Below are 2,033 nucleotides of genomic sequence, written 5' to 3'. Positions count from 1 at the left end.
GTTCCGGTGGGATGCGGGGTTGCATGCCGGGGTGGTGGGGCTTGCCCGGGAGTGTGGGGCGAGTGTGTTCATGGTGGTGCAGGCGGCGTTGGCGGCGTTGTTGACCCGGTTGGGGGCGGGTACGGATGTGCCGTTGGGGTCGCCGGTGGCGGGGCGTGTGGATGCGGCGCTGGATGAGGTGGTGGGTTTCTTCGTCAATACGCTGGTGTTGCGTACTGATACCTCTGGTGATCCGTCGTTCCGGGAGTTGGTGGAGCGGGTGCGGGAGGTGGATCTGCGGGCGTTCGCGCATCAGGATGTGCCCTTCGAGCAAGTAGTGGAGGCCCTCAATCCGCCCCGCTCGCCCGCACGCAACCCCCTCTTCCAAATCGCCCTCGCCCTGAACAACACCGGTGACGACCGGCCCAGTACCGACGATCTCCAGGGCGTCCGGACACAGGAAGAGCGCGTCTTCACCGGCACCTCGGCGATGGACCTCACCCTGTCTTTGCGTGAGCTCCGAGGACAGAAGCGGACGCCGGCCGGCCTCGTGGGGGAGGCGGAGTTCAGCTCCGACCTGTTCGACACCGCCACCGTTGAAGATCTCCTCGCCCGGCTGCACAGGCTCCTGCAGGCAGCCGTCACCGACCCCGACCAGCCCCTGGGCCGCCTGGAGATCCTGTCGGCCGACGAACGGTCCGGAATGCAGGAGAGCGCGGACGACACCGCGCGGACACTCCGCACCGCTACATTCCCCCAGCTGTTCGAGGCACAGACCGCACGCACGCCCGAGGCCACCGCGCTGACGGCAGGGGGGAAGCGGCTCAGCTACGCGGAACTGAATGCCCGAGCCAACCGCCTGGCCCGGCTGCTCGTCGCCCACGGCGCAGGTCCGGAACGCGTGGTGGCCCTGTGCCTGCCGCGCTCGGCCGACCTGGTGGTCGCGGTGCTCGCCGTCCTGAAGTCGGGAGCCGCCTACCTCCCCGTCGATCCCCGCTATCCGGCCGAGCGCATCGCTCACATGCTCCACGATGCCGCGCCCGTGCTCCTGCTCACCGACCAGACGACCGGTGCCCGGCTTCCCGCCGCCGGCCTGCCCTGCCTCCACCTGGACGCGGACGATGTGGCCGGCGCCCTCGCGGCGACGGCGGACACTGACCTGAGCGACGCCGACCGTACCGCCCCCGCGCTGCCGCTCGGCCCGGCCTACGTGATCTACACTTCCGGCTCCTCCGGCACCCCGAAGGGAGTGGCTGTCTCGCACAGCGGTGTCGCCGCACTCGCGGTGACGCAGCGCGAGCGCCTCGGGGTGGGGGAAGGGAGCCGGGTTCTGCAATTCGCCTCGCCGAGCTTCGACGCCTCCTTCTGGGAACTGTGCATGGCCCTGCTGTCGGGCGCCTGTCTCGTCGTCGTATCGGCGGAGGAACTGCTCCCGGGGAAGCCGCTCAGCGAGACCATTGCCGCGAACGACGTCACACACGTCACGCTGCCACCGACCGTGCTGGGGGCCCTGGAGCCCGACGGGCTGCCGCCCGGGGTCACGGTGGTGGCAGCCGGTGAAGCCTGCCCGCCGGAACTGGTGGAGCGCTGGGCATCGGACCGGGTGATGGTCAACGCCTACGGGCCGACCGAGGCGACGGTCTGCGCGACCATGAGCGAGCCCCTGCCGGACGGGCCCGTCCCGTCGATCGGTACGCCGGTGACGAACACCCGGGTGTACGTGCTCGACGGAGCGCTGCGGCCTGTGCCGCCCGGGGTTCCCGGTGAGCTGTACCTGGCCGGTACCCATGTGGCCCGTGGTTACCTGGGGCGGCCGGATCTGACGGCGGAGCGGTTCGTGGCGTGCCCGTACGGGCCGCCCGGTGAGCGGATGTACCGCACCGGCGATCTCGTACGCCGACGCCCCGACGGTCGACTGGAGTTCACGGGCCGTGCTGACGAGCAGGTCAAGGTGCGTGGCTTCCGTGTCGAGCCGGGGGAGATCCGTGCGGCACTCACGGGCCACCCGGCTGTCTCGGCGGCGGAGGTGGTCATCCGTGAGGACGGTTGCGGGG

At 70.6% G+C, this 2,033-nt stretch carries 1 protein-coding gene; it reads left to right on the top strand.

Going from position 1 to position 2,033, the window contains the following annotated elements:
* Positions 1 to 31: 31 nt before the first annotated feature.
* Positions 32 to 2,033 (top strand): non-ribosomal peptide synthetase (locus tag ITI46_RS34285; protein WP_307808433.1); only part of this gene is annotated, 2,002 nt, incomplete at its 3' end.

It is taken from the genome of Streptomyces oryzae, from assembly GCF_017676365.1.
Taxonomy (GTDB): domain Bacteria; phylum Actinomycetota; class Actinomycetes; order Streptomycetales; family Streptomycetaceae; genus Streptomyces; species Streptomyces oryzae.
The sequence above is the reverse complement of the archived record's forward strand: the minus strand, read 5'-3'. Positions and strand labels throughout refer to the sequence as shown.